The following is a 6,972-nucleotide window of genomic DNA, read 5'->3' on the forward strand; positions in this document are numbered from 1 at the left end:
TCAAACTCTCCAATAAAGTTTGTCTAGCATCATAAATAAAAATTGACGTTTCACGTTGTTTGTTTCGTTCAGTTTTCAAAGAACTTATCCGCCGCTCAATTGCGACTTCCTTATGTTAACATCTCCGTTATTTGATGTCAACTAAGTTTTTTATTTCATTTCCGCTTTCTGCTTTGTTGCAGCAGCGACTCATATAATATTACTCTTCTATACAATAATAGTCAATAGCTTTTTAATTTTTTTTTGATATTCCTAGTTACGTTATTTTGTTTTGTGTAGCTGCCACTTATATGTAAAAAATCAAAGTGAATTTAGATGAATACTCCCCCACTGATAAAAAACCCGCCCAATCGGACTTTTACGGACAGTTATCCCCCACCTATCTTCTTCGATTTTTTCGGAATCTTGAGGCGGGGGGGTTACTGTCCCTTAATGCGGGATAAAACCGACAGCAATTCACAATTACGTTAACTTATAGGAAAAATTCAAAAAAACCTTAATTTCACGAACCAATTCCGCTGCATGATCAAACATCATAGCATGAGACGAACCAGGAATTACAACTATGTTGCTTTCATTTAATTTAGATTCAACACTTTTTATAAATGCTAATTTCTTATTAAGAACCCCTTCTTTTTCTGCTGGTAGAAATAATACTCTACATTGAACATGATCATACAAATCCTCTAACCTTCTATCATAAAGATCTTCCGCAATCTGTCCCATATTCTCCTTCTTAGACACAAACGTCACTTTTCCATTAGGAAGTTCTCGAGGCTTATAATCCTCCATAACTAAAGCTCTGTTCGTATTCCATGGCAGCCATGTCTTTTTTATATACTGTATCAAATCTTCTCTTGAATCAAACTCCTGCTCCGAATTAGAAAAGTATTTATTTACATGCTCTTCTTTCGATTCAGTATACAAGCCGCCATCTCCTGAATGATTGACTAAAGCTCCTTCAGAATTAACTAAGGAAATAACCCTATCTGCATACATGGATGCAAACATTGTACCAACATCACAACCAAGCGAACTTCCTACTATATGAATCTTATGAATGCCGAGAACATCTAGCACCTCTCGAATGTCTTCAACTAAAGTTTCAAGTTGATATCCTTTTTGAGGATGATCCGAATTGCCATGTCCCCTTATATCGATAGCAATTACTCGATATTCTTCTGTAAACTTTGGAACAATACTTCGCCAAATAGCTGCACTTCCTCCCATATAATGCAGGAATAAAATTGGCTCACCATTCTGGCTATACTCATACGCTTTAATTTTTACTCCCTTTGTATTTACCGTGTATTCTTTCATTCCCTAATCCCCCTTTATTCCCCCTAGTTCATGAAGGGAACTTCGTGACTTCTCATTTATTTTATCGTATATTGATGACAAACGATGTCACTAATACCAGGAGATATTTTTATGTCTAGAACAGGAAGATTATTTGAGCTATTAATTACACTAAATACAAAACATCGCTTTACCGCTCAAGAATTAGCAAATGAATTTTCAGTATCCAAAAGAACGATACTTAGGGATTTACATCTATTAAGCGAAATGGGTGTCCCTCTTTTTTCATCCCCCGGGCCAAATGGTGGCTACACACTTATAAGGGAGCAAAAACTTCCTACTATCTCATTAACACCAGAAGAAGCAACGGGATTACTGCTATCCTATAAACTTTTAGAGGATGGACCTTTTACACAAGAAATTATATCAACCATTACTAAAATTCGTTCCGGTATGTCCGTAGAGATGCTTCAAAAAATCGAGACATTACAAGATAGACTAGCTATTGATTCTCCGAAAAGAAGCTTTAAAAACCATTACCTCAAAGAACTTTTACAAGCATCATTAGACAAAAAACACCTGCAAATAGAGTATGAATCCCGGTCCGGATATTCAATCCGAACAATCTTTCCTTATGGACTCGTTCTAGCTAACGGAATATGGTACTCCCCTGCATTTTGTTATAAACGAAAAAGGAATGTACCACTTCGAGTCGATCGCATTATTTCCCTTAAAATACAACACGATTTCTCAGAGCCGATTCCAGTAGATATGACCCTTCCACAATGGTTAAATCAAACAGAAGCCTCACCAAAAGAACTTACTTTGCGAGCAACATTAACTAAAAAAGGCTGTAAAATGCTAGATCCTCATCCTATTGGGGAATGGATTCAAGTTATCCCTAATGGTACGGGAGTAATCGAAGAACAGTTTAGAGAGTCAGATATACCATTTATCGGAGGACTATTCCTTAGTCTTGGGGCGGAAATATTAATAGAGGAGCCTGTAGAATTAATACAATTTGTACGGGAAAAAGCGCTGGAAGTAGTTAGCCAATATCCAAAAATATAAAATGATGAACTTGTATCTCCTTATTTTTACAATTAATAGTATATAATCTGTTTATACAAGTTATACAACTATATTCCAATTTAGAAGCAGGTGAAACGATGGAAACTGTTCGCGTACTTATAGCTGATGATGAAAAAGAAATAAGAGATTTGTTAAAAAAATACCTTGAGAGAGAATTCTATACAGTAGATACAGCAGTCGATGGCGAAGAAGCTCTTCATTTATTTAAGCAAAACCAATATAACCTCGTCATATTAGATCTAATGATGCCGAAAATAGATGGGATCGAAGTATGCAAAAGACTTAGAGAACAAACGAACATTCCTATATTAATGCTTACTGCTAAAGATCATGAAGTAGATAAAATTTTAGGATTAAGCATAGGCGCAGATGATTATATTACAAAGCCTTTCAGTATTCATGAAGTGGTTGCACGAGTAAAGGCTCTTATGAGGCGTTTTTTAGTATTAGGAAGCGACGTTAGCCCTCATGAACAAACACTCCTCCAGTTTAAAGGGCTAACAATTGATTTTAAAAAATATGCAGTTACCGTAGGTGAAGAAGAAATATCTTTAACTGCGAAAGAGCTAGAACTACTAAAGTTTTTCGCTTCCAATCCCGAACAAGTATTTACGAAAACACAACTCTTTCGTAATGTTTGGGACAGTAACTATATAGAAGATGATAATACAGTTATGGTACATATTAGAAAACTTAGAAAGAAGATCGAAACGGATCCTTCAAATCCTAAATTTATTCAAACTGTGTGGGGAATCGGTTATAAATTTATAGGTGAAAAAGATGAAAAACGATAAAGTTCTCTATCTTATTTCACTTCAGCTTATCATCACTACGATACTTCTGTTTCTTGAAATGAATTATACATTTAAACTAATTTTATTTACTGTATTATCCCTTATAACGATAAGCCTTTTCTTTATAAGAATCCATTTTATAAAGAGCCGAAAATCTATCATTGTTAGCTTACAACGAGCAATTCACGGAAATTTACATACAAGGTTATACACGACCAATGATAACTCGTTGGACGATGTAATTTTTTCTATAAATGAATTAATTACAGAACTAGAAAAGGTACAAGTTGAAGCTAGGAAGTCTCAAGAGACGAGAAAACAACTCCTATCTAGTATTTCACATGATATTCGAACACCCCTTACTTCCATTATTGGATATGTTGATGCTTTAAAAGATGGGATTGCTACTTCAGAAGATGAAAAACGAGAATATCTTGAAATACTCTCAAAGAAATCAAACAGCTTAAAACAATTAGTGGATCAAATATTTAATATGGCCAAGCTAGATGCCGATGAATTCCCCATAAAGAAAGAGTCTCTCGATTTTGCTGAGATTACTAGAGAGTCTCTCATTGAGTTTTTACCTGAGCTCTCAAAACATAACATAGAATTACAAGTTCATATTCCAGAAACGCCTTGCCCTATTACAGCAGATCACCTTAGTCTTGTACGAATTATAGATAACCTCATGAAAAATGCGATATATTACGGGAAAGCTGGAAAGATAGTGGGAATAGAACTACTAGAAACCACTTCTGAATACAAACTACTCATTTTGGACAAAGGACCTGGAATTTCAAATAACGATTTAGAAAACGTATTTGAAAGAATGTATAGAAGTGAACAATCAAGGAATGCTTCGCACGGCGGGAGTGGTCTAGGACTCGCTATTACAAAAGCTCTCGTCGAAAAAAATGGCGGAGACATATGGGTAGAAAGTATCCCGTGGGAACGAACCACATTTAGCTTTTCCATCCCAAAACAAGCTATTTTTAAGAAATAGTTAAGAAATGATTAAGCAGCAGTTAAATCCTGCTTTTTATTATGTAAGTAAGAGGTCATAGAAAGTAGGTGTTTCAAAATGAGCACAATTATAAAGACAACAAATCTTACTAAAATTTACGGCAATCAAAAATCGGTGGATAACCTCAATATAAATGTAAATCAAGGAGAGATTTACGGCTTTATCGGTCGAAACGGTGCAGGTAAAACAACGACAATTCGAATGCTACTAGGTCTCATAAAACCTACAAGCGGAAAAATCGAAATATTCGGGGAGGATTTTTTCCAAAACCAAAAAGAAATTTTAAGAAGAATTGGTTCTATCGTTGAAGTTCCAGGGTTTTATGAAAACCTTACTGCTAGAGAGAACCTATTAATTAACGCAAAGATAATCGGCGTGCATAAAAAAAATGCCATTGAAGAAGCATTAGAAATTGTAGGCTTGCAGCATGAAACAAAAAAGCTGGTGGGTAAATATTCTTTAGGGATGAAACAACGGTTGGGAATCGCAAGAGCCCTTCTCCATTATCCAGAACTATTAATACTTGATGAACCAACAAACGGCTTAGATCCAATTGGTATTAAAGAAATGCGAAAACTCATTAAATCTTTAGCACAAGAAAGAAACATAACGATATTAATTTCCAGCCACATCTTAGCTGAGGTCGAACAGTTAGTCGATCACATGGGAATTATTCATGAAGGGAAGTTATTAGAAGAAATTTCTCTTGATGCACTTCGAAAAACAAATCGTAAATACTTGGAATTCCAAGTAAATAACGATAATAAAGCTGCGATGCTTTTAGAGAAACAATTGCATATTTTTGATTACGAAGTACATGATGAAGGAAATATTCGCGTTTATTCTCATTTCGGACAACAAGGACAAATTAATAAACTCTTTGTTCAAAACGATATTGAAGTATTAAAAATTATGATGAGTGAAGACAGATTAGAGGATTATTTCACCAAATTGGTTGGAGGTGGGACAATTGGTTAATCTATTATATACAGAGCTATTAAAGTTGAAACGTTCTAATATGTTCTTGATTAGTATTATTGGGGCAGCCGTAGCACCCTTTATGATCGTTTTGGCCTTTTATATAGAAATGAAAACAAAACCATCTGCTACACCCGCGAGTTTCGATGCCCTTTTTCTTAATGTAAATATGTATACTATTGTATTTATGGGAGTCCTTCTATACGGAGTCGTTACTGCTTATCTCTTTAATCGTGAATACACAGAAAATACATTAAAAAATTTATTAACCATTCCTGTATCACGCTTTAACTTTATTATGAGCAAATTCATCCTTCTGTTTATTTGGATTATGGTCCTAACTATAGTTGCATGGGGACTAACTTTACTATTAGGGCTATTAGGAGGTTTTCCTGGATTAAGCATCCCTTTATCTTTTCAATTTTTAGTGAAATTTTTACTAGGCGGTGGATTCCTTTTTATCTTATCTTCTCCTATTGTACTGCTAACTCTTGTAATGAAGACTTATGTTCCGCCTATCATATTAACAATCGTTGTAGCAATGGTAAATGTTCTAACTGCAAGTTCGGAACACAAAGATTTGTTTCCTTGGACAGCTGCACTAGATATCGTAAACAATGAACTACAGCCAACATATCCACCAGAATATTCTTATGTTACCATTGCCGCTACAGCTATTATCGGCTTTATCGCAACACTATTCTATTTTAAAAAGGTTGATATTCATTAATTTCATACCTAATCATGATTCAAAGGCGATAAAGGGAATTAAAACCATTCATACTTTATATAAACAAAACCGAAAAAAGTCTCTTCATACTACTAAAGGGACTTTGCTCATACAAATAATCTGTACACCAATAATTCATCTTTGCTATACAGATCATTTGTATGATAATTCTTATAAATAATTACTGAATGATAAACTTACATAAATGTTTTTAAAAGTTCTTGAACTAATGGAAGGATTCCACCTAAAAATTTTAAAACTGCCATTGCGATTGCCATATTATTTCCCTCCTTTTTTTCGAATATTAGAATTTAATAAATCCTTATGCTCTTATTATAGCCAGTGCTTCCATTCGTATCAATACATTTAGTTATGCAATATTTCATATTTATATATGTAAGGAGTAAAGGTAAATTCCACAGCATTTTCTGATGAACTGAACAACTAAGGAACATGAAAGTTTTCCTTTTTTATGTGCTCATGAGCTTTATTTATCTAAAGCTCTGGCACAAATATACTCCGTCCTTAAATCATTTATACAGATGCCTAATCACGGTGCCTGTAAAGGTATAAGCTTACATAAAATAGAAATACTATCATTGTGTATGGTAAGTATTTCATTATATAGGAGAGATGTTGTATGACTACTAATAAACGAAATGATTCAGAAAAGGAATTTGAACCTTCAATAATAAACTTAAATGAAATTGATAAAGGAGTTACGGCGAGAGTAAAAACTGATCAAAATTTACAAGCTGAAGATACAGTTACACTTTTTTGGGGAGATGAATGGAATATAGAAGAAGCTGAGAAAAAACAGATGGGTTATAATCGATCAAATGACGTTTAAGAATATTCATTCCATGATTCAACATTATGGAACACCTGTCAATACATCATATAGAAAGATTAAACACAAAAAACCTAAGTCAATTGACTTAGGTTTTTTGCCTGGCAACGTCCTACTCTCACAGGGACAAAGTCCCAACTACCATCGGCGCTAGAGAGCTTAACTTCCGTGTTCGGTATGGGAACGGGTGTGACCTCTCTGCCAT

Annotated in this window: 7 protein-coding genes and 1 rRNA gene; 6 read left to right on the plus strand and 2 right to left on the minus strand. The window is 34.4% G+C overall.

Annotated elements, in window-relative coordinates:
* Positions 1-462: 462 nt before the first annotated feature.
* Entirely contained in the window at positions 463-1,320 is an 858-nt protein-coding gene (locus tag MR076_RS25520; protein WP_242225366.1) for an alpha/beta fold hydrolase, read from the minus strand.
* 111 nt (positions 1,321-1,431) lie between these two features.
* On the opposite strand from MR076_RS25520, the gene MR076_RS25525 reads away from it, so the two are divergent.
* The 6 genes from MR076_RS25525 (at position 1,432) to MR076_RS25550 (ending at position 6,767) form a co-directional block, all read left to right on the plus strand.
* Positions 1,432-2,370: a helix-turn-helix transcriptional regulator gene (locus tag MR076_RS25525; RefSeq protein WP_242225367.1), complete on the plus strand. Its 939-nt coding sequence runs from the start codon at positions 1,432-1,434 to the stop codon at positions 2,368-2,370.
* A 98-nt stretch (positions 2,371-2,468) separates the two neighbouring features.
* Positions 2,469-3,185 carry a response regulator transcription factor gene (locus MR076_RS25530; RefSeq protein ID WP_242225368.1) on the plus strand — a complete coding sequence of 239 codons (717 nt, stop codon included), beginning with the start codon at positions 2,469-2,471 and terminating at the stop codon, positions 3,183-3,185.
* Positions 3,172-4,188 carry a sensor histidine kinase gene (locus MR076_RS25535; RefSeq protein WP_242225369.1) on the plus strand — a complete coding sequence of 339 codons (1,017 nt, stop codon included), beginning with the start codon at positions 3,172-3,174 and terminating at the stop codon, positions 4,186-4,188. The genes MR076_RS25530 and MR076_RS25535 overlap by 14 nt, the downstream gene beginning before the upstream one ends.
* Positions 4,189-4,266: 78 nt before the next feature.
* Positions 4,267-5,187: an ABC transporter ATP-binding protein gene (locus tag MR076_RS25540; protein WP_242225370.1), complete on the plus strand. Its 921-nt coding sequence runs from the start codon at positions 4,267-4,269 to the stop codon at positions 5,185-5,187.
* Entirely contained in the window at positions 5,180-5,917 is a 738-nt protein-coding gene (locus MR076_RS25545; protein ID WP_242225371.1) for an ABC transporter permease, read from the plus strand. Before MR076_RS25540 ends, MR076_RS25545 begins: the two co-directional genes overlap by 8 nt.
* Positions 5,918-6,557: 640 nt before the next feature.
* Positions 6,558-6,767, plus strand: coding sequence for a hypothetical protein (locus tag MR076_RS25550; protein ID WP_242225372.1), 210 nt, complete (start codon positions 6,558-6,560; stop codon positions 6,765-6,767).
* A 99-nt stretch (positions 6,768-6,866) separates the two neighbouring features.
* On the opposite strand, the gene rrf is transcribed toward MR076_RS25550, so the two are convergent.
* A 5S ribosomal RNA gene (gene rrf, locus MR076_RS25555) occupies positions 6,867-6,972 on the minus strand; the annotation flags it as partial.

The sequence above is a fragment of the Bacillus cereus group sp. BfR-BA-01380 genome (genome assembly GCF_022663535.1).
GTDB classification, from domain to species: domain Bacteria; phylum Bacillota; class Bacilli; order Bacillales; family Bacillaceae_G; genus Bacillus_A; species Bacillus_A cereus_BB.